Below are 25,976 nucleotides of genomic sequence, written 5' to 3'. Positions count from 1 at the left end.
GCAGCCTGGGCTGAGCCGCAACCGGAGCCGCGCCGCAGCCGGATTTGCAGCGGACGGCCCCGGACCGGAAAGCTCTGACGTGCAACGACGCCGACTGGAGCCCGCATGCCGCACGAACTCATCCACCTGACCGCCGGTGGCGTCTCGCTCGTCCTGGACTGCCGCGACGACGCGCTCCCCGCCGTCGTGCACTGGGGAGCGGCACTCGGACCGCTCGACACCGACGCGCTGACGGCCCTCGCCGACGCCGACGTCACCCCGGTGTCCCCGAACGAGATGGACGACCCGGTCCGCCTGTCGGTGCTGCCCGAGCCACACCGGGGCTGGAGCGGTCGTCCGGGGCTCGCCGGGCACCGTGACGGCGCCGACTGGTCGCCGGCGTTCACGGTGACGTCGCTCGCGGTCACCGACTCCGCGGTCACGGCCGACGCCGGGGACACCACCGCGGGGCTCACCGTCCGGGTGACCATCGAGATGCTCGGCTCCGGGCTCGTGCGGGCCCGCGCGGGCGTGACGAACACCGCCGACGGCGTCTACACCGTCGACGACCTGACGCTCGCGATGCCGATCCCGTCGGGGGCCCGCGAGATCCTGGACTTCGCCGGCCGCTGGGGCAAGGAGCGGACCCCGCAGCGCCGCGAACTCGTCGTGGGGACCCACCTGCGCGAGGGACGGAAGGGCCGTACCGGCACCGACGCCGCGACCGTGCTGACGGTGGGGGAGCCGGGCTTCGGCTTCGCCCACGGTCAGGTCTGGGGCGTCCACACCGCCTGGAGCGGCAACCACCGGCACCACGCCGAACGGCTCGCCACGGGCCGCCAGGTCATCGGCGGCGGCGAACTCCTGCTGCCCGGCGAGGTCCGGCTCGGCACCGGCGCCACGTACGAGGGGCCGTGGGTGTACTTCGCCCACGGGGACGGCCTCGACGACCAGGCCCGACGGTTCCACCGCTGGCTCCGCAGCCGCCCGCAGCACCCGACGACGCCCCGCCCGATGACGATCAACGTGTGGGAGGCCGTGTACTTCGACCACGACCTGGCCCGTCTCGTCGACCTCGCCGAGCGTGCCGCGGCCCTCGGCGTCGAACGCTACGTGCTCGACGACGGCTGGTTCCGTGGCCGCCGCGACGACCACGCCGGCCTCGGTGACTGGTACGTCGACGAGGGCGTCTGGCCGGATGGACTCGGCCCCCTGGTCGACCGCGTCCGTGCGCTCGGCATGGAGTTCGGCCTGTGGTTCGAACCCGAGATGGTGAACGAGGACAGCGACCTGGCGCGCGCCCACCCGGAGTGGATCCTGCAGGCGGACGGTCGGCTGCCCGCCCGGTCCCGCGACCAGCAGGTGCTCAACCTGGCGATCCCCGAGGCCTTCGACCACGTCCTCGAACGGATGACGGCGATCATCGGCGAGTACGCGGTCGACGCCGTGAAGTGGGACCACAACCGCGACCTCGTCGAGGCGGGGTTCCCGGGCGGTGGCGCAGCGGTCCACGAGCAGACCCTCGCCGCGTACCGGTTGATGGCGACGCTCGGCGAGCGGTTCCCGTCGCTGGAGATCGAGTCGTGCTCGTCGGGTGGCGGTCGGGTCGACCTCGGCGTCATCGAGCACACCGCGAGGGTGTGGGTGTCGGACGACATCGACCCACTGGAGCGGCAGCAGATGCACCGGTGGACGCAGCAGCTCCTGCCGCCGGAGCTGCTCGGGTCGCACATCGCGAGCGGCCGGAACCACACGACCGGTCGCGTCCACGACCTCGCCTTCCGTGCCGGCACGGCGCTGGTCGGGCACCTCGGCATCGAGTGGGACCTGGCCGGCGCGACCGCCGACGAGTCCGCCGCACTGACCGAGTGGATCGCGCTGTACCGCGAGCTCCGCCCGCTCCTGCACGGCGGCGACCTGGTGCGCTCGGACGAGATCGACGACGCACGGCTCGTGTACGGCACGGTCGCGCCGGACCGGCAGCAGGCCGTCTTCTTCCTCGCCAGCATCGGCCGCTCCGAGGTCTCCGGCACCGGCCGGGTCACCTTCCGCGACCTCGACCCCGACACGGCGTACCGCGTCGACCCGGTGGTCATCGGCGACGGCCACGACCTGGTGCGACCGGACTGGTGGTCCGGCCCGCGGGTGTTCAGCGGCCGGGTGCTCGGCACCGTCGGCCTGCAGCCACCGCTCATGCCGGCCGACTGCGTGGTGCCGTTCCGGGTGACGGCCGTCTGACGGCGGGTGGTCGGGGCACCCGGACTGGAGGCCCGTCCCGCGTCCGGTGGGCCGGTCACGGTCCGTCATCGGATGCGTCCAGCCCGTTAGGCTTCCGGTCATGCCGCACTCCGGACACGCGACCCCGGTCTGGGCCCTCAAGCTCGCCGTCGTCACCGCTCTGGTCGGTGTCTCCGGCGGCGTCGCCGGCATCGCGGTCTGGCTCGCGCTCCAGCTCATCCAGTTCGTCGCCTTCGGGTACGGGTTCGGGGGGCACCTCGAAGCGGCCGACGCGTCCTCCGGCCTGAACCGGTTCCTCGCGCTCACCGCAGCCGGCGTCCTGACCGGGTTCGCCTGGTGGGCGCTCCGTCGGTGGGGACGCTCGATCGTCTCGGTCACGGCGGCCGTCGACGGCAAGCGGATGCCGGCCCTGGCGACGCTCGCGAACGCCGGCATCCAGATCCTGGCCGTGGGGCTCGGCGCGTCCATCGGCAAAGAGGTGGCGCCGCGCGAGGTCGGAGCCTGGCTCGCCCAGCTCGTCACCCGTCGTGCCGGGTTGACGGCTCGCGAGACGAAGATCCTCGTCGCCTGCGGTGCCGCGGCCGGCCTCGCGGCCGTGTACGACGTGCCCCTCGGGGGCGCGCTGTTCGCGGTCGAGGTCCTGCTCGGGGAGATCAGCTTCGCGACCGCTCTGCCCGCCTTCGCCACGAGTGCCGTCGCCGCCATCACCGCCCGGCTCGTGATCCCGGACGAGGTGCTGTACCACGTCCCCGCGATGCACCTGTCGCCGTCGCTGCTCGTCTGGGCGGTCGTCGTCGGGCCGGTGCTGGGGCTCGCCGGGGTCGGGTTCGTCAAGCTGACCAACCGCCTGCAGGGCATCGCGCCGAAGGGCTGGCACCTGCTCGTCGTGCTGCCCGTGGTCTTCGCGATGGTGGGGCTCATCGCGATCCCGTTCCCGGAGATCCTCGGCAACGGCCGGGCGCTCGGCCTCGTCGCGATGAACAGCACGCTCGACGACGCGTCCTTCGCGGGGCTGTCGCCGATCGTCCTCCTGCTGCTGCTCGGCGTCCTGCGGACCGTGACCACCTCGGCCACCATCGGCGCGGGTGCGGTCGGCGGCACCCTGACGCCCTCGATCGCGATCGGGTCGGCGATCGGCGGAGGACTCGGCGGGGCGTGGCTGCTGCTGTGGCCGGCTGACGGCCCGAGCCTCGCGGCCTTCGCGTTCGTCGGTGCCGCGGCCTTCCTCGCCACCACCATGCGGGCACCGTTCACCGCCCTCGTGCTCGTCGTCGAGTTCACCCAGCAGGGCACCGACATCCTCGTGCCGTCGCTGCTCGCGGTGTCCGGCGCGGTCGCCGTCGGCTACGTGCTCGCCCGTCGCCGCAGCGCCCAGATGGTGTGAAGACCCCGAACGTCCCGGTACGGACGGCGTCTCCGGGGCCTACTGTCGGCGCCAGGACGGAGCGACGGGCTCCGCACCGAGGTGAGGAGCAGCCGATGGCGGGGTTCGACGACATCACGAAGAAGGCCCAGGAGTTCCTGAAGGACGGCAAGGTCCAGGACGCCCTGCAGAGCGAGAAGGCCGAGGGCGTCAGCGACAAGGTGCTCGGCGGCGTGGCTGACGCGGTCAAGAAGGCCACGGGCGGCAAGTACGACGACAAGATCGACGGTGCCCGCGACGCAGCGGACAAGAAGCTCGGCAACGAGTAGCCGTCGACGTGCAACGGCCCAGGACCCGGCGTGGTCCTGGGCCGTCGCCGTGCCGACTGGACGTGGTCGGGAACAACGGACACCATTGACGGGTTGCTCCGGACAGCAGCACCAGGAGGACGAGACGTGACAGTCGTGGCGCCGAACCAGCCGCTCACCGAGACCGAGGTCGAGGCGATCAAGCGGGACTTCCCGATCCTCGCGCAGGACGTGAACGGGCACCCGTTGGCGTACCTGGACTCCGGGGCGACGGCGGAACGCCCGCGCCAGGTCCTCGACGCCGAGCGCCGGTTCCTCGAGCACGACAACGCCGCCGTCCACCGCGGTGCCCACACGCTCGCCGCGCTCAGCACCGACGCCTACGAGGACGCCCGTGCCACCGTCGCCGGGTTCATCGGCGCCACCGCGCCGACCGAGGTCGTCTGGACCGCGAACGCCACCGACGCGCTCAACCTGGTCGCGTACGGCATGGCGAACGCCAGCCGTGGTCGCGGGGGTGCCGATGCCGAGCGTTTCCGCCTGGGCGTCGGTGACGAGATCCTCGTGACCGAGGCCGAACACCACGCCAACCTCGTGCCGTGGCAGGAGCTCGCCGCACTGACCGGTGCCACCCTGCGCTGGATCCCGGTCGCCGACGACGGCACCTGGACCGCCGACGACGCCGCGGCGCTGATCACCGACCGCACGAAGGTCGTCGCGTTCTCGCACGTCTCGAACGTCACCGGGATGATCGCCCCCGTCGAGCAGGTCGTCGGCCTCGCTCACGCCCGCGGCGCCCTCGTGGTGCTCGACGCCTGCCAGTCCGCACCGCACCGTCCCCTCGACGTGCAGCAGCTCGGGGTCGACTTCGCCGCGTTCTCCGGGCACAAGATGCTCGGCCCGAACGGCATCGGCGTGCTCTGGGGCCGTGCGGAGTTGCTCGACGCCCTGCCGCCGTTCCGCACCGGTGGCTCGATGATCACCACCGTGACGATGGAGGGCTCCGAGTTCATGCCGGCACCCGAGCGGTTCGAGGCCGGCACGCAGCCCGTGTCCCAGGTGGTCGCCCTCGCCGAGGCCGTCCGCTACCTGCAGGGCATCGGCATGGAACGGGTCCGCGCCCACGAGGAGCACCTCGCCCGCCGGATGCTCGACGGTCTCGCCGCCGTGCCCGGCATCCGCCTGGTCGGCCCGCCCGCCGGCGTCCCGCGCTCCGGTCTGGTGTCGTTCGACGTCGAGGGTGTGCACGCCCACGACGTCTCGCAGTACCTCGACGCGCAGGGCATCGCCGTGCGTTCCGGCCACCACTGCGCCCAGCCCCTGCACCGTCGGCTCGGCCTCGTCGCCACGAGCCGTGCCAGCACGTACGTGTACACGACCGAGCACGACGTCGACCGGTTCCTCGCAGCCGTCGCCGAGATCCGCGACTACTTCGGAGCGACCGCGTGAACGCCCTCGACAGCCTGTACCAGCAGGTCATCCTCGACCACGCGAAGGCGCGGCACGGCGACGGTGCGATGCCCGATGCGGATGCCTCGCACTTCGAGCGGAACCCCACGTGCGGCGACGAGATCACGGTCAGCCTGCGGCTCGAACCCGGCACCGACCGCATCGCCGGGCTCGCCTGGCAGGGTGACGGCTGCTCGATCTCGATGGCCTCGGCATCGGTCCTCACCGACATGGCCGTCGGCCGCACAGTGCCCGAGTTCCTCGCACTGACCGAGGAGTTCCGCACCATGATGCGCTCGCGCGGTGTCGGCGAGCCCGACGAGGACGTCCTCGAGGACCTCGTCGCCTTCCACGGCGTCTCGAAGTTCGTGATGCGCGTGAAGTGCGGGATGCTCGCCTGGGTCGCGGCGGAAGCAGCCGCGCGCGAGGCGACCGCGTCCCGCTGACCCGTGTGCGGCCACGCAAGGGGCGCGATGATCATCGAGACGGAGCGACCTGGCGCAGGCCGGGCCGACGCGATCGTGCGGGCCTACCTGACGGAGGTCGCGTCGCGGTGGTACGGGCGAGCGGCGACGTCGGCCGAGGCCGATCGGGCGATGCTCGACGAGCCCTTCGACGACCTGCAGGGGGACTCCGGGGTGTTCGTCGTCGCCTCCGTCGGGGGAGCCGCTGTCGCCTGCGCCGGCGTGCGCTTCGTGGGTGCCGTCGGCGAGCTGACGAAGGTGTTCACGCTGCCGGAGCACCGTGGCCGGGGCGTCGGTTCGGCGCTGCTGCGCCACGTCGAGGACCTCTGCCGTGCACGCGGGACCACAACGTTGCGGCTGGACACGCGGGCCGAGCTCGCCGAGGCCTGTGCGCTCTACGAACGGCTCGGCTTCGTCCGGGTGGCGCCGTTCAACGACGAGCCGTACTCGGATCGCTGGTCCGCCAAGCGGATCAGCTGATGACGCCGATCTCGCGCAGCGCGTCACCGACGCTGATGCGCTCGTTCCGATCCTGCGCCTGTGCCCAGCGGGCCTCCGCGCGCGCGATGGCCTGGTCCTCGAGACCCAGGAGCTCGTAGAGCCCGTCGAGCTCACGAGGTGCGAGGTGCATGAACCGCAGCGGGAACTTCCGTTCGGGGCTCGCGTAGCTCTGCTGGGCGAGCTGGTCGAGGACGCCCGGGTCGGTCTCGCGTTGTTCCATGAGCAGGACGACGGTTCGTGACCTCGTCATCATGAGGAACGCGGACCGCACGTTCTCGTCCCGATCGGTCGCCAGGGTGATCTCGACGGCGAGGGGGAGGTCCTCTTCGCCCGCGAGCTCCCACCGCTGCGAGGTGTCCCCGTGGATCGCCGTGAGCATGTCCGGGTGGACGCCGAGGCCGCGCTCGCCGCGTTCCGGTCGCAGCGAGGTCGGGCGGGGGTCGTCCCCGACGCGGGCGGTGGGGAAGCCGACGCCCGTGTACACGGTGTGGGCGATCGGCAGGAACTGGAGCGCCTGGTGCAGTGCGGTCGCAGCGTCCTGCACCGCGGAGGCGGTCACGTCTCCGTCGGCGACCTGGAGCGCTGTGGCGTAGGCGGACAGTGCGGTGTGCTGCTGGTCGATTGCCCGGGCGAACATCTCTTCGCCCCTGGCGGTGTCGCCGAGGAGCCGCGGGTCCAGGTGCAGCGTCACGGCGCTGGGGTCCTGCAGGTGCCCCCGCGGCGTTCCACCGCCCGACATCATGATCTCGAACGTCTCGTCGTCTTGCTCGTGGGCATCGGTCACGTCGCTGACGCTACCGGCTCAGGGGAGCGTGACGACGAGCTTCCGGGCGGAGACACCCGCGCGGAGCTCGTCGAGGGCGTCCGGGATCGCGGCGAGTCCCGATCCGACCACGGATGCGGTCGGGGTGGCACGGTACTGCCCGGTGCGGAGCGCCTCGGGCAGGAAGTCACGGTAGATCGCCGGGCCGACCTCGGACTCGGTCGGGCGGCCGCCCCAGATCGCGGTGACGTGGACCCCGTGTCGGCGCTCGAGCCGCGCGCGGATCGTCGTCACCGGCGTCGGGTACGCCGATGCGAGTCGGCCGGAGCCGGTGGCTGCTCGGACGATCGGGAGCGTGCGGGTCAGTGAGCCCTGGCCGAAGGCGAGGGTGCCGGCGAGCTCCCGGTCGGCGAGTGCCTCGAGGATGCGGCGTGCGGCACCGTCGTCACGGTAGTCGAAAACCGCCTCAGCCCCGAGCGACTGCACGAACGCGTGGTTCTTCGGCGACGCGGTGCCGATCACGGCGTACCCGGCGGCCCGGGCGAGCTGGACGGCGTTGGCGCCGACGCTCGTGGACGCGCCCCACACCAGGACGACCCCGGGGCGCTCGGCCGTGTCTGCGGTCGGGAGCGACAGAGCGAGTTGGTCCGGCTCGAACAGGCCGGCGGCGGCGGTCGAGACGGCGAGTGGCAGGACCGCTGCCTGCTCGGCCGGCAGACCATCCGGCACCGGGGTCGTCACGCGTTCGAGCAGCAGGACCTGGTGCTGGAAGGCGCCTTCGGCAGCGCTGTTCCGGTGCTGCTCCTGCCCCGCGGCGTGCCCGACGACCCGGTCGCCCACACGGAACCGCTCGAGGCCGGGGCCGATCGCGACGACGGTGCCGGCGACGTCCGACCCGAGGACGGCGGGGAACCGCAGCTTCGGGAACACCAGGTGTCGGAACAGTCCGCCGACGGCATCGACCGGGTTCACGGCGACGGCCGCGGCCTGGACGACGAGTTCGCCGGGTCCCGGCTGGGGGACCGGCGCGGGTCCGACGGTGAACCGGCCGCTCGACGTGGTCCACAGTGCTGTGTTGCCCGATGACGACATGGTGTCCGAATCCCTTGCTCGAAGTGGCTCATGACACGACGTGTCATCGCTCACTGAACCACGACACGTCGTGTCATCACCACTACTGTTGAGCCATGCGCTGGTCTCCGGATGCCCGAGGGCGACTCGAGCGAGCGGCGTTCGAGCTCTTCGCCGAACAGGGGTACCAGGCGACGACGGTGCCGCAGATCACCGCACGGGCAGGGCTCACGACCCGCACCTTCTTCCGGTACTTCGCCGACAAACGCGAGGTGATCTTCGCCGGCGACGAGATCCCCGACCTCGCCCACGCTGCCATCGAGGCCGCACCGGCCGGGGTCGACCCGCTCGACATCGTCGTGCACGGCCTCCGCACCGTCGCCGACGAGCGGTTCGAGGGGCGTCACGACCAGGTCGGCTCGGTGCGGCGGCTGGTGCTGTCCGAGCCGTCGCTCCGGGAACGCGATGCCCGGAAGCGCGCCGACCTGACGGACGCGGTGCGCGAGGCCTTCGTCGCTCGCGGCCTCGACCCGGCCGAGGCGGCGGTGATCGCCGAGACGACCGTGATGCTGTTCCACCTGGCCCTCGAGTCGTGGCTCACCGGACCGGCCGAGCGCCGGATGGCCGGCGTCGTCGACGAGCAGCTCAGCGCGCTCCGTGGGGTGCTCGATCGGCGGCCCGCAGCGTCATGAACACGTCGACGCCGTCGTCGGTGTCGAGCACGAAGCCGTGTCGTTCGTAGAGTCGGCGAGCCGGGCTGCCCACCAGCACGTTGAGCCGCGTGGGACCCTCGTGGGGCTCGTCGAGGACAGCGCGCAGCACGGTCGAACCGACTCCACGCCCCTGAACGTCGGGCGCGAGGTAGAAGTGCTCGACCCAGCGGACGTCGTCCTCGACCCGCACGGTGATCGACCCGACGTCGCGGTCGTCGACCACGACGATGCGGGTCAGCTCCGGCTGGAACGCGTCGCGGAGGCGCTGTCGGACGCGCGTCTCGTCGAACACCCCGAGGCGTGTCAGGTCGTCGCGCAGCACCACGGCCCGGAGCTCGACGAGCCACTCGAGGTCCTTGGTGGTGCTGTCCCGCAGTGCGACGTCCATCCGCTCAGCCTACGAACCCCGCGAGGGTTCACGCCTCACTGCGGAGCGACGTCACCATGCTCCGCAGGATCTGACGGGCCTCGGTCTGCTGGTCTGCGGTCAGATCGGCGAGCATCCGCTGCTCGACCCCACGGATCGCCGCACTCGCCTGCGCCAGACTCCGCCGCCCGCTGTCGGTCAGCTGCGTGGGGAGTGCCTTGCCGACCGACGGTTCGGTGGCACGGGTGACGAAGCCGTCGCGCTCCAGGGTCTGCAGCAACACGTTCATCGACTGCCGGGTCACGAACGTGCCGCGCGCGAGTTCGGAGTTCGACAGGCCGGGGCGCTGCGCGAGCAGCTCGAGGCAGGAGTAGTGCGTCACCGTCATGCCGAGCGGGCGCAGCACGGCTTCCATCGACGCCCGGAGGGCGCTCGCGGTCTCCTTGAGCAGGTAGCCGATCGACGTCTCGAGGTGGATGCCGGTGTCGTCTTGACGCATGTCAGCAGTCTGACATAGATTGTCCTGTGTCAGAAGACTGACACGTACTCAAGGAGCACCACATGCCCGTCACAGGCCCCGACTTCATCTCCCTGCAGACCAGGAACCTCGACGCCTCGCAGGCGTTCTACGAGCGCTACCTCGGCCTCGTCCGCTCGCAGGCCGGTCCGCCGCACGCCGTCGTGTTCGAGACCACGCCGATCGCCTTCGCCCTGCGCGACCTGGTGCCCGGCACGGACCTCGACGCGGTGGCGCAGCCCGGCGTCGGCGCCGCGGTCTGGCTGCACGCAACGGACGTGCAGGCGATCCACGACGCGCTGGTCGCCGACGGCCACCGCATCGTCTCGGCGCCGATCGACGGTCCCTTCGGTCGGACGTTCACGTTCGCCGACCCCGACGGCTACCACGTCACGCTCCACGACCGCGCCTGAGCCCTGGAGCCGGCCACGCGCCCGGCGCGGGCGTCGTGGCGGACGCGGGGCGGGCCTCCAGGCCGGTGCCGGAGCCGACCGTCACGCTTCGTCACGATCCGTGACGGTCGCAGGTGTCCGACGTAGCGTCTCGACCCGTGACCACCAGCAGCGAGCACCGGCAGATCCGCTTCAACGCGTTCGACATGAACTGCGTCGCGCACCAGTCCTCCGGACTGTGGCGGCACCCCCGCGACCGGTCGCGGGACTACCGCGACCTGACCTACTGGACGGACCTGGCGAAGACGCTCGAGGGCGGGGCGTTCGACGGCATCTTCATCGCCGACGTCCTGGGCACCTACGACGTGTACGGCGGCTCGAACGAGGCCGCGCTCCGCACCGGGTCGCAGGTGCCGGTGAACGACCCGATCCTGCTCGTGTCGGCGATGGCGTGGGTGACCGAGCACCTGGGCTTCGGCATCACGGCCGGCACGGCGTACGAGCACCCGTACCCGTTCGCCCGACGCATGTCGACGCTCGACCACCTGACCAAGGGGCGGGTCGGCTGGAACGTCGTCACCGGGTACCTGCCGAGTGCCGCGCGGAACATGGGCCAGACCGACCAGCTGTCGCACGACGACCGGTACGACGTGGCGGACGAGTACCTCGAGGTCCTCTACAAGCTGTGGGAGGGCTCGTGGGAGGACGACGCCGTCGTCGCCGACCGCGAAGCCGGGGTCTTCACGGACCCGGCGAAGGTGCACCCGATCGAGCATCACGGCACGCACTTCGACGTGCCGGGCATCCACCTGTCCGAGCCGTCCGTGCAGCGCACGCCCGTCATCTACCAGGCGGGCGCGTCGCCACGCGGCATCCGCTTCGCCGCGGAGAACGCGGAAGCGGTCTTCGTGGGCGCACCGACCGTCGAGCAGCTCGCGTCGACCGTCGCGAAGGTCCGGGACGCCCTGGAGGCAGCTGGTCGCGACCGGTACGCCGCCCGCGTCTACACGCTGCTCACCGTGATCACGGACGCCACCGACGAGCTTGCCCAGGCGAAGTACGAGGACTACCTGTCGTACGCGTCGGAGCTCGGCGCGCTGGTGCTCAACTCCGGCTGGATGGGCGTCGACCTGTCGCAGTGGGACCCGGACCAGCCCCTCGGTGACGTCGAGTCGAACGCGATCCAGTCGGCGGCGGCGAACATCGCGGCAGCGACGGGGGAGGACGGGTCGAAGTGGACGATCCGTGACCTGGCGCGGCAGACGGCGATCGGCGGGCTCGGCCCGGTGGCGGTCGGTGGGGGAGCGACCATCGCCGACAGGCTGCAGGAGATCCAGGAGCTCACCGACGTCGACGGCTTCAACCTGGCCTACGCGGTGACCCCGGGCACGTGGGAGGACGTCATCGAGTTCGTGATCCCGGAGCTCCGTGCCCGTGGGGCCTACCCGGAGGAGTACGAGCCGGGGTCGCTCCGCCAGAAGCTGCACGGCCGCGGGGACCGGCTGCCCGACGAGCACCGTGGGGCGTCGTTCAGGATCGGGAGCCGGGCGGTCGTAGGCTGATCGGGTGATCGAGTCGTCCGTGGTCGTGCGTCCTGCGACCCCGGACGAGACCGACACCTGCATCGACCTGTGGGCCGCTGCCGTGGCTGCCCGTGACGGTGCCGCCGAGGACCCGGCGGTGCGGGAGCGCGCGCGGCAGAAGTTCGCGGCGGAGCACGTCGCCTGGTTGGTGGCCCCCGGCCCGGACGGTGCGGTCGACGGCTTCGTGCTCGTGACGGCACCGGGCACCGGTCGGTCGACGGACCCGGCGGACGCCGCCTACCTGTCGTTGCTCGCGGTGCGGCCCGGGGTGCAGGCTCGCGGGGTCGGACGGTCGCTGCTGTCCGAGGCGGTGCACGACGCCCGGGCTGCCGGACACCCCCGCGTCGTGCTGCACGTGCTCGGCGACAACGACCGGGCGGTGCGGCTGTACGAGGCGGGCGGCTTCGTGGCGACGGGCGACGAGTTCGCGCACGCGCTGAGCGGGGTCACCACCCGCGTGTACGTCGCGGGCTGACGCTGGCTACGCGTCCTGACCGCGCACCGGCGTCCACGTCGGGTAGGTCGCCGAGCGCCCGTCGCCCGACGACGTGCGGGTGATCCGGCGCTGGACCCACGGCAGGACGTACTCGCGGTAGTAGCGGAGTTCCTCGCCCAGACGGGGCCGGGCGGCACCGGGGTCCGCGGGCTCGACCGGCGCGGGGCCGTCCAGGACCGCGTGCAGCGCCAGGTCCGCGACGCGCTGGTGCCCGGTGGCGTTCATGTGCAGCCGGTCGTCCGACCAGAACTCCGCACGACGCAGGTGCGGGTCGCGGGAGACGTCGACGAACGGCAGGCCACGGCGTCGGGCGAGCGTGCCGAGCGCCTCGGCCCAGGCATCACCGCGGCGGTTGATCAGGGAACCGAGGGGCAGGCGGGCGCTCGGGTCGGCTGGGCTGAGGAGTGCCAGGCGCGCCCCGGTGGCCTCGACACGGTCGGCGGCGGCCTCGACCTGCCCGATCAGCGCGTCCACCTCGAAGCGCGGGCGCAGCAGGTCGTTGCCGCCGGCGCAGAAGGTGATCAGGGTCGGCGCCGGGTCGAGCGCGAGGGCGGCCTCGAGTTGACCGTCGAGGACCCCGGCGAGCAGTCGGCCGCGCACCGCGAGGTTCGCGTACGAGACGTGGGCGTCCGAGGCTCCCGCCATCGCGCTCGCGAGTCGTCCGGTCCAGCCGGGGAACGGAGCGGGTCCGGCGTCGCCGATGCCCTCCGAGAAGCTGTCGCCGATCGCGACGTAGCGGATGGTGTCGTGCATGCGCCCATCATCGTGCACATGCCTGTGCAGGTTCCCGGTGCGGCGGCGCGAGCTTCGTGAGTTTGGTGGGCTTCGTGAGCAGAAATGGTCGGGTCACCGTTCGGCACCCGACCATTCCTGCTCACGAAGGGCTCGTCACCCTCAGCGAACCCTCACAGCACCGCCTTCGGCACCCGGTGCAGGGTGACCGCACCGACGGCGGCGAAGGGGTGCAAGGGGTCCGGGGCGGTGGAGCCGGTCGGCCCGCCGAGCTTCGAGTCACCGACCGCACTGAGCACCGCGTAGGCGTCCTCGGCGGTCCAGCCGTGCTCGTCGACCAGGAACGCGAAGGCATCCTCGTACCCGCGCCGGACGCTCTCCTGCACGGGGTCGCCGAGGCCGACGAACAGCCAGTCGTCGGCGGTCTCGATGCGGGGCGCGCGGAGCACCGGACCGCCCTTGACCAGGTCGACGGAGACGATCGCGGTGCCCTGGGCCTCGATGGCGACGAACGACGACTCGCCCTCGGCCATGAGCGCGTGGATGTCGCCGATCGACAGCAGCGCACCGGGGACCCGGACGGGCAGGGACACCGTCGAGCCGGGGCGGGCCTCGGTGACGTCCATGTTGCCGCCCTCCGGGTAGGCCGGCATGATCGTCGAGTTCTCGCCCTCGGCCGGCGCCGTGCCGATGCACCCGATCATCGGCCGGACGGGGAACCGGTGCCGGTCGGACACCTGCACCATGTCGTCCGCGATCGGGCAGCGGCGGGCGAAGACCCGGTCGCCCATCACGTGCTGCAGGGCCCCGGAGCCGGGCAGGGACACCGACCAGCCGTGCGTGGTCAGCTCGATGGCGTGGATGGTCACCACGAGGGTGTCGCCGGGTTCCGCCCCCTCGACGAACACCGGCCCGGTCACCGGGTTGATGGGTGCCTGCAGCTGCGCCATGTCGTGGTGCTGGTCGAGTTCGGCGTAGACGGCGTCGGTGGTCTCGAAGCCGATGGTCTCGCCGGTGCCGGGGCGGACCCGCAGCACGGGCTCCCGGTCGGCCGAGAACCCGGGGCGGCCGAGGGTGTTCGGCAGGAAGTGGTCCGGGGTCATCGTGCGTCCTCCGTCGTCGGTTCTGCTTCGGAGCCGACCTCGGTGGAACGGCCGGTGCGTCGGTAGTACAGGAACACGGCCGCGCCGACGATCAGCCAGATGATCCCGCCGACCTTCGCCTCGACCGCGGCGTTGAGCAGGACGTACCCGATGATCAGGAACCCGACCAGCGGCACGACCAGGTGCAGCAGCCAGTTGCGCGACTTGCCCTTGACGACGTGGTGCACGAAGACGGACACGTGCAGAAGCATGAAGCCGAACAGCGCGCCGAAGTTCACGAGCGACGAGATCGTGTCGATCTGCCCGACGAAGAACAGCACCAGGATCGCGGAGAGCACCGAGACGACGATGATCGCGTTCTGCGGCACCTGGCGCCCGTTGAGCTTGTGCAGGAACGCGGGCAGCTGACGGTCGCGGCTCATCGAGAACAGCAGGCGGCTCGTCGCGGCCTGTGCGGCCATGGCGTTCGCGATGCCGACGGCGAGTACGTTGACGGCGAAGAACGCGGTGGCCCAGCCGCTCGACGAAGCCTGCTCGACGATGGTGAAGAAGGCGTTGCCGGCCTCGCTGTCCGAGAACGAGTCCCGCCCCGCGGCCAGGGCGGATGCGAGCCAGGTCTGCAGGATGAACAGGAACGCCACGATGACGAGCGCCAGGATCATCGCCGTGCCGGCTCCGCCACGACGGCCGGTGGACTCCTCGGACAGCGTCGAGATGCCGTCGAAGCCCAGGAAGCTCAGCACCGCGATCGACAGGGCCGAGGCGATGAGCGGCGCCGACACCTTGGCAGGGTCCCAGATCTGCTCGGTGCCGAAGGACGCGTCGGGGATCGTGCCACCGGTCAGCGCGACGATCGCGATGACGACGAAGATCGCGACGAAGACGAGCTCGATGAGCAGGAAGATGCGGTTCGCGAGCTTGAGCGAGGACACCCCGGCCAGGTTGATGACGGTGTTGATCGCGACGAACACGAGTGCCCACAGCCAGCGGGGCGTGCCCGGGAAGATGCCGACCATGCTCTCCGCGGCGAACACGTAGAGCAGCGTCGGGACGAGCAGGTAGTCGAGCAGGATCGCCCAGCCGGCGAAGAACCCGGCGGTGGGGTGGATGCCGCGGCCGACGTACGAGAACACGCTGCCGGCGAGGGGGATCGACTTCGCCATCTGCGCGTAGGCCAGGGCGGTGAAGATCATCGCGACGAGGCCGACGAGGTACACCAGCGGCACCATGCCGCTGGAGGCGTTGTAGACGGTCCCGAAGATCGCCCACGGGGCGATCGGGACCATGAAGACCAGGCCGTAGATGAGCAGGTCGGTGGTGGAGACGGAGCGCTTGAGCTCCTGCTTGTAGCCGTAGGCCTCGAGCTGCTGCTGTGCGGAGAGCTCGCTGTGCTGCTGCGACATGTCGGGTTCCGTTTCGGGTGGAGGGACGGGTGCGGCGGTGGGGGTGGGGACTGCTTGCCTGGAGGCGCGGGGCGGGCCCGCCCCGCGCCTCCAGACCGAAGGTGGCCGGGTCAGGCGTCGTCGTGCGCGGCCAGGAAGGTCGCGACGACCCGGCGGAACTCCGCCGGCTGCTCCAGGTGCGAGCAGTGGCTCGCACCGGGGAAGACGTGCTGCCGGACGTCGGCGATCCGCTCGACGAACGGCGCCCACGTGGCGGGGGTGGCCTCGTCGTGCTCGCCGGCGACGACGAGCGTCGGCACGGCGACGCTCTCGAGCCGGTCGACGATGGTCCAGTCACGCATCGTGCCGATGACGTGGAACTCGTTCGGGCCGTTCATCGTGTGGTAGACCGTCGGCTCGCGCTCCATCTGCTCCTCGGAGTCGACGAAGTCCTGCGGCATCGGGACCACGCGGCAGACGTGCCGCTCGTAGAAGACCTGCGTCGCCGCCAGGTACTCGGGGTCGTCGACGGTGCCGGCCGTCTCGTGCCGGGTCAGGGCGTCCTGCACGTCGGCGGGCAGCTGCGCGCGGAGCTCGGCGGCGCCGTCGACCCAGAGCTGCATCGACGCGGGGGAGTTGCAGATCGCCAGCGACCGGAGCCCCGCGGGCTGCTGCACCGCGATCTCGGCGCCGAGCATGCCGCCCCACGACTGCCCGAGCACGTGGTGGTCGCCGAGCCCGAGGTGCTCGACCAGGGCGGCGTACTCGTCGACGAACAGCTGCGGCTGCCAGGTGTCGACCGGCGCGTCCGGGCGGTGGCTGCTCCGGCCGCAGCCGAACTGGTCGTGGTGGACGACGGTCCGGCCGGTCTCGTCGGCCAGGGCCGCGAGGTTCCGGAGGTAGTCGTGGGCCATGCCGGGCCCGCCGTGCAGGACGACGAGGGGCAGCGCGCCCGCGACCGGGGTGTCGGGCGTGGTGACCCGGTACCAGGTCTCGCCGTCGCGGAACGGCATCGTGGATTCGGTGATGCTGGACATGGGGGTCAGCATGGAGCGGAAAAAGGTCCCACGCAATACCTTTTCTGCTGCCTTAACGTGGTCGTAACACCGCGAAGGGGGTCCGTGTGTCCGATCGTACGACCGAGACGCGCGTCGACGAGGTCGAGGACCGCCTCGTGACCGCCGTCGCCGTGGGCGAGTACCTGCCCGGCGCGAACCTGCCGCCGGAACGCGAACTGGCCGGCCTGCTCGGCGTCGCCCGGGTCACCGTGCGCGGTGCGATCGCGCGGCTCGTCGAACGGGGGCTGCTCGAGACCCGTCGAGGCCGGGGTGGTGGCACGTTCGTCCGCACCGAGTGGCCGGACAGCTCATCGGACGCCGTCGGACGGGTGCTGCTCGCCCGGTGGGAGGCGATCCAGGACACCGCCGACGCCATCGCGCTGCTGCACGGGGCGCTCGCGACGGCCGCAGCGGAACGGGTCACCCCGGACGACGCCGCCCTGATCCGTGCACGGCTCGAGGTGTTCCGCGACGCCACCTCGGGGCTCGAGAAGCAGCAGGCCGACGCCGTGCTGCACCGGACGATCATCGACGCCGCGCGGAACGACGCCCTGCGGACGGCGCTCGCCGGGTTGGAGGCGCAGATCTCCATCGCCGCTCCGGCGCACCTGTGGGGCACGGCCGAGGGCATGGCGGAGATGGAGACCCGCGCGCTCCACGAGCACGAACTGCTGGTGGACGCGGTGTGTTCGGGGCGGGCGCCCGAGGCGGGCGTGATTGCCCGGCAGCACGTCGGGATCGACGTCGAACTGCTCGAACGGGCCGTACGGCGGACGGGGCAGGTGCCCCGCCACTGAGAGGACGGTCTGTCGGTCGGTGTGTTGGTCGGTCGGTGCGGCGGTCGGTCGTCAGTGCACGGCGGGTGCCGGCACCGGGTAGACGTCGTCCGGCATCGGCCACGGCGCCCACTTCGGCCGCGGCGCGTACACCAGGTACGGCTGCGGCGTCGGGTAGCTGACGAGCTCGAGCGTCGACCCCCACGGCGTGCGCGTGTAGACGAACCGGTTGCCGGCCCCTGCCTCGTCACCACGCAGGTCGCGCGGGTCGGAGTTCCGGGTGCCGCCGGCCGCCTCGACCCGGGCGAGCGTCTCGTCCAGGTCGTCGGCGTACATCGCCAGGTGCTGCCATCCCAGGTCGGACGGGTGTGCGGCGTTCCGCTGCTCGGGCCCCAGGTACTCGAACAGCTCGAGCCCCGGCCCCTCCGGCAGCGCGAGCATCCGCATGGCCCCCTGCGCCATGGTGCTCGGGATGCCGAGGTAGCCGTGCGCCTCGGAACTGCTGTTCGGCGTCTCGTCACGACGCCGCATGTCGTACAGGACGACGGCGTCGAACGCCGCCTCGAAGAACTGCGTGGCTGCGTCGATGTCCGGCACCGTGACGCCCACGTGGTCGATCCTGATTCCCCTGCTCATGGTCGATTCGTACCACCGGCGGTCACCACCGCTCGGGTCGGGGCGGGGTCCGTGCGGGGTCGGTGCCCATCGATGCGGCAAGCCGCACCGCGGCTCCGCGCGCGGCACCGGGAGCGGTCGGCGCCGGTCTCGACCACCGTCCCGGAACAGTCGTTCCAGGACGGGGTGCGGGACACACGACCGTTACACGAGGGAAACGGCGGGGGCGAAGTCGCTCCGTAGCTTCGTGCTCAAGCACGCACCGCCCCGCTTCCCACTCCCTCGGAGGACGCCATGGCTACCGACATCGCGACACCAGTCGCCGCGCCCCACGCCCCCACCACGACCGCCGCTCCCGCCCCAGCGGGTGCCGGTGTCGTCAAGCCCGGGTACGACCCGGCGCTCACGAACGAGGACCTCGCCCCGCTGCGCGAGCAGCGCTGGACGAGCTACAACTTCTTCGCCTTCTGGATGTCCGACGTGCACTCGGTCGGCGGCTACGTCACCGCCGGGTCGCTCTTCGCCCTCGGGATCGCGAGCTGGCAGGTGCTCATCGCCCTGGTGGTCGGCATCCTCATCGTGCAGGTCTTCGCCAACCTGGTCGCGAAGCCGTCGCAGCGCACCGGTGTGCCGTACCCGGTGATCAACCGCGCGGTGTTCGGCGTGCTCGGCGCGAACGTCCCCGCCATCATCCGCGGCCTCATCGCGATGGCCTGGTACGGCGTGCAGACCTTCCTCGCCGCCCAGTCGCTGAACATCATCTTCCTCAAGTTCATCCCGGCGTCGGCGGGGCTGCTCGACCACTCGTTCCTCGGGCTGTCGGCCCTGGGGTGGATCTCGTACGCGATCCTCTGGGTGGCGCAGGGCGCGCTGTTCTGGATGGGCATGGAGGCGATCAAGCGGTTCATCGACTGGGCCGGACCGGCCGTCTACGTGGTGATGATCGTGCTCGCGGTCTACCTGGTCAGCCAGGCGGGCATCGGCAACATCTCGTTCACCCTGTCGGCCGGCGAGCCGCTGTCCTTCGGGGCGTCGATCCCGGTGATGCTGTCGGCGGTCGCCCTGGTGGTCAGCTACTTCTCGGGCCCGATGCTGAACTTCGGGGACTTCTCGCGCTACGGCCGGTCGTTCCGTGCGGTCAAGCGCGGCAACTTCTGGGGGCTGCCGATCAACTTCCTGTTCTTCTCGGTCCTGACGGTGCTCTGCGCCAGTGCGACGGTGCCGGTGTTCGGCAAGCTCATCACCGACCCGATCGAGACCGTGCAGGCCATCGGAGCACCCTTCGCGATCCTGCTCGGTGGCCTGACCTTCGTCACGGCGACCGTCGGCATCAACATCGTCGCGAACTTCATCAGCCCCGCGTTCGACTTCTCGAACGTGGCACCCCGGAAGATCTCGTGGCGTGCCGGCGGCATGATCGCCGCGGTCGGCTCCGTGCTCCTCACCCCGTGGAACTGGTACGGCAACGACCAGGCGATCCTGTACACGCTCGGGGTGCTCGGTGCGCTGATCGGCCCGCTGTTCGGCATCCTCATCGCGGGCTACTACATCGTCGGCAAGCAGCGCATCGCGATCGACGACATGTACTCCACGAGCCGCACCGCCCGGTACTGGTACCGCGGCGGGTTCAACCCGAACGCCATCTGGACCCTCGCGGTCACCGGCGCGGTCTCGGTGGCGAGCGCGGTCCTGCCCCCGGCACTCGATGTGCTGCCGTGGCTGTCGAGCTACAGCTGGTTCATCGGGTGCGGCCTGGGCCTCGTCGTCTTCTGGGCGCTCGAGCGTGTCCGGCCGAGCATGCCCGTGCTCGACGCGGACGACCCCTCGGTCGACGACGGCGCGGCCGTCGGTCGCGCCTGACCGCCGGCGTCGCGGCCCGTCCTCCACAGGGCGGGTCGCGACGCCCGGTCGTCCACAGATCCACACCACGGCCGGGAGGCCCGCCCCGCCCCGCCACGATGGTCACCACCCAGCACCACCGGTTCCACCGCTCCACTCGCTCCACCGGAAGGACCCCGATGCGCATCCGCGTCGTCAACCCCAACACCACCGCGTCGATGACGCGGGCGATCGGCATCGCGGCCCAGGCCGTCGCCGCTCCCGGCACACTGGTCGAAGCGGTCGAACCCTCGATGGGGCCGGCCTCGATCGAGAGCCACTACGAAGAGGCCCTGGCCGTGCCCGGGCTGCTCGAGCAGATCGCCCGCGGGGAGCAGGACGGGGTGGACGCCTTCGTCGTCGCCTGCTTCGGGGACCCGGGGCTCGACGCCGCGCGGGAGCTCGCGACGGTGCCGGTGATCGGGATCGCCGAGGCCGGGTTCCACGCCGCCGCGATGCTCGGCCGCCGGTTCGGTGTCGTCACCACCCTGGCGCGGACGACCGGCCGCGCCCACGAGCTCGCCCAGCGCTACGGCTTCACCCCGCTCGTCACCGAGATCCGGGCGTGCGAGGTCCCGGTGCTCGAGCTCGACGACCCCGCGTCCGGAGCGCGGGCGCTCGTGATCGAGGAGTGCCGAGCCGTCGTCGACGGGGGAGCCGACGCCGTCGTGCTCGGGTGCGCGGGCATGGCCGACTTCTGCGCCGAGGTCTCGCTGGCCATCGGGGCACCGGTCGTCGACGGCGTCGCGGCGGCCACGGTCCTGGCGGAGTCACTCGTCCGGCTCGGCTTGTCCACGGGCAAGCGCGGCGAGTACGCCCTGCCGCCGGTGAAGGCGATGTCGGGGCTGCTGGCGGGCTTCGAACGCCACCCGGCGGCGGTCGCGACGGCCGGGGCGGGCGCGTGACGGGCCTCCCGGCGGGCGACACGGCAGACCTGGTCGTCCGCGCGCAGCGAGCCTGGGTCGACGGGGCGTTCCGCCCGGCCGCGGTCGTCGTCCACGACGGCCGGGTCACCGGCGTCCTGCCCGTCGACGCGGTCGTCGACGCCGTGCACGACCACACCGTGCCGCACGGGCAGGTGCTGCTCCCCGGACTCGTCGACACGCACGTGCACGTCAACGAGCCGGGCCGCACCGAGTGGGAGGGCTTCGCGTCCGCGACCCGGGCCGCTGCGATGGGCGGGGTCACCACGATCGTGGACATGCCGCTCAACTCGATCCCCGCGACGACCACGGTCGAGGCGCTCGCCGTCAAACGTGCGAGTGCCGAGGGTCGGGTGACGGTCGACGTCGGGTTCTGGGGCGGCGCGGTCCCCGCGAGTCTCGGCTCGCTCGACGCCCTGCACGATGCCGGCGTCTTCGGGTTCAAGTGCTTCACGGCGCCGAGCGGTGTCGACGAGTTCCCGCACCTCGACCCCGAGCAGCTCCGAGCCGCGATCGCCGAGGTCGCCCGGATCGACGCCCTGCTGATCGTGCACGCCGAGGACCCGGAGCACCTCGTGCCGCACCGTGCGCTCGGCGGCCGGTACGCCGACTTCCTGGCCACCCGGCCCGTCGCCGCCGAACGGTCCGCGATCGCGCAGGTCATCGACGGCGCGCGGGCGACCGGTGCGCGGGTGCACGTGCTGCACCTGTCCGACGCGGGCGCGCTGCCGATGCTCCGCGCGGCGAAGGACGACGGCATCCGGATCACGGTCGAGACGTGCCCGCACTACCTGTCGTTCGAGGCGGGCACGATCCCGGACGGCGCGACCGCCTACAAGTGCTGCCCACCGATCCGCGACGACGCCAACCGCGACGCGCTGTGGGCCGGTGTGCTCGACGGCACGATCGACCTCGTCGTGTCGGACCACTCGCCCTCCACCGCCGACCTGAAGACCGACGACTGGGGTCTGGCCTGGGGCGGGGTCGCCGGCCTGCAGGTCGGGTTCCGGGCGGTGTGGACCGAGGCCGAGCGTCGCGGGGTCCCGCTCGAGGCGCTGCTCCCGCTGTTCACGACCGGTCCGGCCGCCCTGGTCGGGCTGCGCGACCGCGGGGAGATCGCTCCCGGTGCCCTGGCGCACTTCGCCGTGTTCGACCCGTCCGCCGAGTCCGTCGTCGACGTCGCCGGGCTCGAGCACCGCAACCCGGTGTCCGCGTTCGACGGGCTCTGCGTGCGCGGCAGCGTCACCGAGACCTGGCTCCGCGGCCGTCGCATCGCCACGGCGGACGGCGGCGTGGTCGGCGTCGAGGGGCAGCTGGCCGGACGGCCCGTGCTCGCCGCGGAAACACCCCTGTAACGATCGTTCCGGTATCGTCGGATCAGGAACGGAAGGAACCACCATGCTCCCAGTGAACCCACCCGCCCGTCTCCTCATGGGGCCCGGCCCGATCGACGCCGACCCGCGCGTGCTCCGTGCCCTGTCGACGCCGCTCGTCGGCCAGTACGACCCCTGGATGACCTCGACGATGAACGAGACGCAGGCGCTCTACCGCCGCGTGTTCGGCACCCGCAACGACGCGACGCTGCTCGTGGACGGCACCTCGCGTGCGGGGATCGAAGCGGTGCTGGTGTCACTGCTCGCCCCGGGTGACCGCGTGCTCGTGCCGGTGTTCGGTCGGTTCGGGCACCTGCTCGCCGAGATCGCCGGCCGTGCCGGGGCCGAGGTCCACACCATCGAGACCGACTGGGGTCAGGTATTCACGCCGTCCGCGATCGAGTCGGCCATCGCCCGCGTCCGTCCGAAGGTGCTGGCGGTCGTGCAGGGCGACACCTCGACCACGATGAACCAGCCGCTCGACGAGCTCGGTGCGATCTGCGAGCGGTACGGCGTCCTGCTCTACACCGACGCCACGGCGACGGTCGGCGGCAACCCGCTCGAGGTCGACGCCTGGGGGATCGACGCCGTGAGCGCCGGGCTGCAGAAGTGCCTCGGCGGCCCGTCCGGCAGCGCACCCGTCACGCTGTCGCCGAAGGCCGTGGCCGTGCTCGACGAGCGGCGGAGCGTCGAGGCCGGCATCCGGGAACCCGGTGACGACGTCGCCGACGAACCGATCCGCTCGAACTACCTCGACCTCGCGATGATCCTCGACTACTGGGGCCCCCGCCGCCTGAACCACCACACCGAGGCCGCTTCGATGCTCTACGCCGCGCACGAGTGCGCCCGCATCCTGCTCGAGGAAGGCCGCGACGCCGTCGTCGCCCGCCACGAGACCGCCGGGCGCGCAATGCTCGCCGGGGTGCAGGCCCTCGGGCTCCCGGTCTTCGGCGACGTCGCCCGCAAGATGCACAACGTCGTCGCCGTCGAGATCCCGTCCGACGTCGTCGGCGACCAGGTGCGCGGCGCGATGCTCGACGACCACGGGATCGAGATCGGCACCTCGTTCGGGCCGCTGCACGGTCGGGTCTGGCGCATCGGCACCATGGGCTACAACGCCCGGAAGGACACCGTCGTCACGACCCTGGCCGCGCTCGAGCACACCCTGCGTCGGGCCGGGCACGCGGTCCCGCACGGCGGCGGTGTCGATGCCGCCCTCGACGTCTTCCGCGACGACACCGCCGCGGTCGCTCCCGCCGGGGCCGAGGTGCTCGCGTGAGCGCCGTGCCCGTCCTGAACGCCACCGCCGTGGGCACCGCCGACGCCGAACTCGTCGCCCGCTGCTGCGACGAGCTCGCCGCCCTCAGTGCCGAACCGGGCCGGATCACCCGCGTCTACCTGTCGCCCGAGCACGCCCGGGCGAACGCCCTCGTCGCGGGCTGGATGCAGGACGCCGGACTGTCCACCTGGCAGGACGCCGCCGGCAACCTGCACGGCCGGGCCGCGGGCGCGACGCCCGACGCCCCCGTGCTGCTGCTCGGCTCGCACCTGGACACCGTGGTGGACGCCGGACGGTACGACGGCGTCGTCGGGGTGCTCATGGCGATCCGCACGGTCGCCCGGCTCACCGCCGACGGTCCGCTGCCCGTCGCGCTCGAGGTCATCGCGTTCTCCGACGAAGAGGGCACGCGCTTCGGCAAGGCCCTGCTCGGTTCGTCCGCGGTGGCCGGCGTCTGGGACGACGCCTGGTGGGACCTGGCCGACGGTGACGGCGTCACGCTCCGGCAGGCCTTCACCGACTTCGGCCTCGACCCGGAGCGCGTCGGCGACGCCGCGGTCGACCCGGCGTCGGTGGTCGGCTACCTCGAGGCGCACATCGAGCAGGGGCCGTACCTCGAACAGGCCGGGCAGGCCCTCGGGGTCGTCACGAGCATCGCGAGTGCGCGCCGGTTCTCGGTCGAGGCCGTGGGAGAGGCCCGGCACGCCGGCGGCACCCCCTACGAGCGCCGGCACGACGCGCTGCTCGCCGCCGCCGAGGCCGCGCTCGCGGTGGAACGGATCTGCCGGGCATCGCACCAGGTCGGCACCGTCGGCACGATGACCGTCGAACCCGGAGCCGTCAACGTCGTCCCCGGGCTCGCACGGTTCTCCGTCGACCTGCGCGGCGAGTTCGACGACGAGCGCGACGAGGTCTGGGACGAACTCACCAAGGCCTTCACGCTCATCGGTGAACGGCGCGGGGTGAGCGTCACCCCGACCGAGGTGCACCGTGCACCCGCGGTGTTCTGCTCGCCCCGCCTGATGGACGCCGTCCGCGCCGGGATCGCTTCGACGGGTGAGACCGCGCCGATGGAGCTGTTCTCGCGAGCCGGCCACGACGCGATGTCGCTCGGACTCGTGACCGACGTGGCGATGCTGTTCCTCCGCAACCCCGACGGCATCAGCCACCACCCCGACGAGTTCGTGTCGACGCCGGACATCGCCCTCGGCCTCGACGCCCTGGCCGTCGCCGTCGACCGGGTGGCCCGCGCATGAGCACCGCCGGCCCCGACGTCCGCGCCCGGATCGACTCCGTGTGGGAGCAGCTCTCGCCCGCCGAACGACGGGTCGCCGCCATGGTCCGCCACGACCCGGAACTCCTGCTCGTCGGCACCTCCGCCGAACTCGCGGCCGAGTCCGGCACCTCGAAGGCGACGGTCTCGCGACTCGTGCGGTCGCTGGGGTTCCAGGACGCTGCCGAGGTCCGGCAGAACCTGATGTCGGCGCGGGGTTCGGGCCTGCCGTGGGTCGCCGAGGACGCCGCCCACGTCGACCAGCGTGCGGTCGAGGCACGGAACCTCGACGCAGCCTTCGCTTCCCTCGGCCGTGCGGACCGCCCGCGGCTGGCCCGTCGAATCGTCCGTGCCCGCCGGGTGCTCGTCCTCGGTGAACGCGGCGCGTACCCGATCGCGCTGCAACTGCGGTCCCAGCTGGCGCAGGTGCGGTCCGACGTCCGGGTCGGTCCGTCGCCCGGGCAACGGCTCGGCGAAGAGGTCGCCGACCTCGACCGGCACGACCTCGTCGTCCTGGTGACCGTGCGTCGGCACACCGCCGGGGTCGAACGGATCGTCCGGCACTGCGTCGACTCCGGGGCGGACGTCATCGTCCTCGGCGACCCGACGGCCGCGGTCATCGCCGCCCCCGCCGCCACCGCGATCCTCTGCCCGGTCGACTCACCGTCGGCGTTCGACTCGATGGCCGCGTTGTTCGCCGTCGTCGCCGCGATCACGAACGACGTCTACGACGCCTCGGGTCCGGGCGGCCGGGTGCGGGTCGACGCCGTCGCCACCGCCTACGACGCGCTGGGGGAGCTCGCTGCGCCCTGATCGCCGTCCGACCCGGCGCCCAGCTCGTCACGCAGTTCGGCGGCGAGCGAGGCGTTGCGGTCGGCGATGAGCCGCGGCATGTACCGGGCCAGCGCGAGCACCTCGGCCAGGCGGCCCAGCGGGCCGAGCGGTGCGCGGAACGTGATGGTGTCGACCATGCGCGTGCCGCCGGCCGACGGCTCGAACCGGTGCTCGTGGTGGAACCGGGCGAACGGCCCACGCACCTGTTCGTCGACGAACCGGTGCGGCGCCTCCAGGGCGGTGATCCTGCTCGTCATCCGCCAGACGATCCCGAAGTGCCGCGCACGCCAGGTGACGGTCTCGCCCAGGCCGATCATGCCGGCCGTCGTGCCGGCGACGGCGCGTTCGTCGGTCGCGGCCATCGATCGCTCGTGCGCGCCGATGTCGAGCGACAGCGCAAAGGCGCGTTCCGGCGGAACCGGCAGGTCCGTCACGACCCGGAACGAGACGGTCACGACATCGGCCAGACCGTCGCGGTGGACCGATCGTCGTCGGCGTCGCCGAGGTCGGGGGCCGAGAGCACCAGTCGCTCGGTGCGGAGGGTGA

At 72.0% G+C, this 25,976-nt stretch carries 27 protein-coding genes; 17 read left to right on the top strand and 10 right to left on the bottom strand.

From position 1 onward, the window contains the following. Positions 1 to 105: 105 nt before the first annotated feature. The 6 genes from DEJ29_RS13265 to DEJ29_RS13240 all read left to right on the top strand — a co-directional run bounded on the left by DEJ29_RS13265 (position 106) and on the right by DEJ29_RS13240 (position 6,281). Positions 106 to 2,217 (top strand): alpha-galactosidase, encoded by a 2,112-nt coding sequence (locus tag DEJ29_RS13265; protein ID WP_111095783.1) that lies wholly within the window; start codon positions 106 to 108, stop codon positions 2,215 to 2,217. Positions 2,218 to 2,317: 100 nt separating this feature from the next. Then, positions 2,318 to 3,601, top strand: coding sequence for a chloride channel protein (locus DEJ29_RS13260; protein WP_111095784.1), 1,284 nt, complete (start codon positions 2,318 to 2,320; stop codon positions 3,599 to 3,601). Positions 3,602 to 3,696: 95 nt separating this feature from the next. After that, positions 3,697 to 3,909, top strand: a complete 213-nt coding sequence (locus DEJ29_RS13255) for an Rv0909 family putative TA system antitoxin (protein WP_110892438.1) — start codon at positions 3,697 to 3,699, stop codon at positions 3,907 to 3,909. A gap of 135 nt (positions 3,910 to 4,044) precedes the next feature. Next, entirely contained in the window at positions 4,045 to 5,337 is a 1,293-nt protein-coding gene (locus DEJ29_RS13250; protein WP_111095785.1) for an aminotransferase class V-fold PLP-dependent enzyme, read from the top strand. Further along, positions 5,334 to 5,783 (top strand): Fe-S cluster assembly sulfur transfer protein SufU, encoded by a 450-nt coding sequence (sufU, locus tag DEJ29_RS13245; RefSeq protein ID WP_071405057.1) that lies wholly within the window; start codon positions 5,334 to 5,336, stop codon positions 5,781 to 5,783. Before DEJ29_RS13250 ends, sufU begins: the two co-directional genes overlap by 4 nt. 27 nt (positions 5,784 to 5,810) lie before the next feature. Beyond that, positions 5,811 to 6,281 (top strand): GNAT family N-acetyltransferase, encoded by a 471-nt coding sequence (locus tag DEJ29_RS13240; RefSeq protein ID WP_111095786.1) that lies wholly within the window; start codon positions 5,811 to 5,813, stop codon positions 6,279 to 6,281. Here DEJ29_RS13240 and DEJ29_RS13235 read toward each other — a convergent pair. Together DEJ29_RS13235 and DEJ29_RS13230 are read right to left on the bottom strand one after the other, a co-directional pair. Further along, entirely contained in the window at positions 6,274 to 7,086 is an 813-nt protein-coding gene (locus tag DEJ29_RS13235) for a hypothetical protein (RefSeq protein ID WP_111095787.1), read from the bottom strand. The genes DEJ29_RS13240 and DEJ29_RS13235 overlap by 8 nt on opposite strands. 18 nt (positions 7,087 to 7,104) lie before the next feature. Further along, positions 7,105 to 8,157, bottom strand: coding sequence for a zinc-binding alcohol dehydrogenase family protein (locus DEJ29_RS13230; RefSeq protein WP_111095788.1), 1,053 nt, complete (start codon positions 8,155 to 8,157; stop codon positions 7,105 to 7,107). Between the two features lie 95 nt (positions 8,158 to 8,252). On the opposite strand from DEJ29_RS13230, the gene DEJ29_RS13225 reads away from it, so the two are divergent. Beyond that, positions 8,253 to 8,828, top strand: coding sequence for a TetR/AcrR family transcriptional regulator (locus DEJ29_RS13225; protein ID WP_111095789.1), 576 nt, complete (start codon positions 8,253 to 8,255; stop codon positions 8,826 to 8,828). On the opposite strand, the gene DEJ29_RS13220 is transcribed toward DEJ29_RS13225, so the two are convergent. Next, entirely contained in the window at positions 8,782 to 9,237 is a 456-nt protein-coding gene (locus DEJ29_RS13220; RefSeq protein ID WP_111095790.1) for a GNAT family N-acetyltransferase, read from the bottom strand. The two genes, DEJ29_RS13225 and DEJ29_RS13220, sit on opposite strands and share 47 nt — an antisense overlap. 28 nt (positions 9,238 to 9,265) lie before the next feature. Then, the gene (locus DEJ29_RS13215) at positions 9,266 to 9,715 is read right to left on the bottom strand and encodes a MarR family winged helix-turn-helix transcriptional regulator (protein ID WP_071405063.1); all 450 of its coding nucleotides are present in this window, start codon (positions 9,713 to 9,715) and stop codon (positions 9,266 to 9,268) included. A gap of 62 nt (positions 9,716 to 9,777) precedes the next feature. Here DEJ29_RS13215 and DEJ29_RS13210 point away from each other — a divergent pair, with 62 nt between their 5' ends. The 3 genes from DEJ29_RS13210 to DEJ29_RS13200 all read left to right on the top strand — a co-directional run bounded on the left by DEJ29_RS13210 (position 9,778) and on the right by DEJ29_RS13200 (position 12,183). Continuing rightward, the gene (locus DEJ29_RS13210) at positions 9,778 to 10,146 is read left to right on the top strand and encodes a VOC family protein (protein WP_110865232.1); all 369 of its coding nucleotides are present in this window, start codon (positions 9,778 to 9,780) and stop codon (positions 10,144 to 10,146) included. Positions 10,147 to 10,283: 137 nt separating this feature from the next. Continuing rightward, positions 10,284 to 11,687, top strand: a complete 1,404-nt coding sequence (locus DEJ29_RS13205) for an LLM class flavin-dependent oxidoreductase (protein ID WP_220037361.1) — start codon at positions 10,284 to 10,286, stop codon at positions 11,685 to 11,687. Positions 11,688 to 11,691: 4 nt separating this feature from the next. Beyond that, entirely contained in the window at positions 11,692 to 12,183 is a 492-nt protein-coding gene (locus DEJ29_RS13200; protein WP_110862263.1) for a GNAT family N-acetyltransferase, read from the top strand. A gap of 6 nt (positions 12,184 to 12,189) precedes the next feature. Here DEJ29_RS13200 and DEJ29_RS13195 read toward each other — a convergent pair whose 3' ends face one another. The 4 genes from DEJ29_RS13195 to DEJ29_RS13180 all read right to left on the bottom strand — a co-directional run bounded on the left by DEJ29_RS13195 (position 12,190) and on the right by DEJ29_RS13180 (position 16,458). Next, the gene (locus tag DEJ29_RS13195) at positions 12,190 to 12,957 is read right to left on the bottom strand and encodes an SGNH/GDSL hydrolase family protein (protein ID WP_258376013.1); all 768 of its coding nucleotides are present in this window, start codon (positions 12,955 to 12,957) and stop codon (positions 12,190 to 12,192) included. 152 nt (positions 12,958 to 13,109) lie between these two features. Beyond that, entirely contained in the window at positions 13,110 to 14,039 is a 930-nt protein-coding gene (locus DEJ29_RS13190; RefSeq protein ID WP_111095791.1) for an acetamidase/formamidase family protein, read from the bottom strand. Then, entirely contained in the window at positions 14,036 to 15,442 is a 1,407-nt protein-coding gene (locus tag DEJ29_RS13185) for an APC family permease (protein ID WP_071405068.1), read from the bottom strand. Before DEJ29_RS13185 ends, DEJ29_RS13190 begins: the two co-directional genes overlap by 4 nt. Before the next feature lie 110 nt (positions 15,443 to 15,552). Next, positions 15,553 to 16,458 carry a proline iminopeptidase-family hydrolase gene (locus DEJ29_RS13180; RefSeq protein ID WP_258375964.1) on the bottom strand — a complete coding sequence of 302 codons (906 nt, stop codon included), beginning with the start codon at positions 16,456 to 16,458 and terminating at the stop codon, positions 15,553 to 15,555. Between the two features lie 86 nt (positions 16,459 to 16,544). Here DEJ29_RS13180 and DEJ29_RS13175 point away from each other — a divergent pair, with 86 nt between their 5' ends. Then, a complete protein-coding gene (locus DEJ29_RS13175) occupies positions 16,545 to 17,276 on the top strand; it encodes a FadR/GntR family transcriptional regulator (protein WP_110863481.1) in 732 nt (243 codons plus the stop codon). 51 nt (positions 17,277 to 17,327) lie between these two features. Here DEJ29_RS13175 and DEJ29_RS13170 read toward each other — a convergent pair whose 3' ends face one another. Continuing rightward, complete coding sequence (locus DEJ29_RS13170; protein ID WP_035808811.1) at positions 17,328 to 17,891, bottom strand: VOC family protein; 564 nt, start codon at positions 17,889 to 17,891, stop codon at positions 17,328 to 17,330. Positions 17,892 to 18,164: 273 nt separating this feature from the next. Here DEJ29_RS13170 and DEJ29_RS13165 point away from each other — a divergent pair, with 273 nt between their 5' ends. The 6 genes from DEJ29_RS13165 (at position 18,165) to DEJ29_RS13140 (ending at position 25,409) form a co-directional block, all read left to right on the top strand. Continuing rightward, positions 18,165 to 19,730, top strand: a complete 1,566-nt coding sequence (locus DEJ29_RS13165) for an NCS1 family nucleobase:cation symporter-1 (RefSeq protein WP_111095238.1) — start codon at positions 18,165 to 18,167, stop codon at positions 19,728 to 19,730. A 158-nt stretch (positions 19,731 to 19,888) separates the two neighbouring features. Beyond that, a complete protein-coding gene (locus tag DEJ29_RS13160) occupies positions 19,889 to 20,653 on the top strand; it encodes an aspartate/glutamate racemase family protein (RefSeq protein ID WP_111095239.1) in 765 nt (254 codons plus the stop codon). Continuing rightward, positions 20,650 to 22,026 carry an allantoinase AllB gene (allB, locus tag DEJ29_RS13155; RefSeq protein WP_220037341.1) on the top strand — a complete coding sequence of 459 codons (1,377 nt, stop codon included), beginning with the start codon at positions 20,650 to 20,652 and terminating at the stop codon, positions 22,024 to 22,026. The genes DEJ29_RS13160 and allB overlap by 4 nt, the downstream gene beginning before the upstream one ends. A 43-nt stretch (positions 22,027 to 22,069) precedes the next feature. Next, entirely contained in the window at positions 22,070 to 23,323 is a 1,254-nt protein-coding gene (locus tag DEJ29_RS13150) for a pyridoxal-phosphate-dependent aminotransferase family protein (protein WP_111095240.1), read from the top strand. Then, positions 23,320 to 24,579 (top strand): allantoate amidohydrolase, encoded by a 1,260-nt coding sequence (locus DEJ29_RS13145; RefSeq protein WP_111095241.1) that lies wholly within the window; start codon positions 23,320 to 23,322, stop codon positions 24,577 to 24,579. The genes DEJ29_RS13150 and DEJ29_RS13145 overlap by 4 nt, the downstream gene beginning before the upstream one ends. After that, entirely contained in the window at positions 24,576 to 25,409 is an 834-nt protein-coding gene (locus tag DEJ29_RS13140) for a MurR/RpiR family transcriptional regulator (protein ID WP_111029315.1), read from the top strand. Before DEJ29_RS13145 ends, DEJ29_RS13140 begins: the two co-directional genes overlap by 4 nt. On the opposite strand, the gene DEJ29_RS13135 is transcribed toward DEJ29_RS13140, so the two are convergent. Then, a complete protein-coding gene (locus tag DEJ29_RS13135) occupies positions 25,376 to 25,885 on the bottom strand; it encodes an SRPBCC family protein (protein WP_111095242.1) in 510 nt (169 codons plus the stop codon). The genes DEJ29_RS13140 and DEJ29_RS13135 overlap by 34 nt on opposite strands. Between the last annotated feature and the right edge of the window lie 91 nt (positions 25,886 to 25,976).

It is taken from the genome of Curtobacterium sp. MCPF17_021 (genome assembly GCF_003234605.2).
Classification (GTDB): Bacteria; Actinomycetota; Actinomycetes; order Actinomycetales; family Microbacteriaceae; genus Curtobacterium; species Curtobacterium flaccumfaciens.
This window is presented reverse-complemented; position numbering and strand designations above follow the sequence as displayed.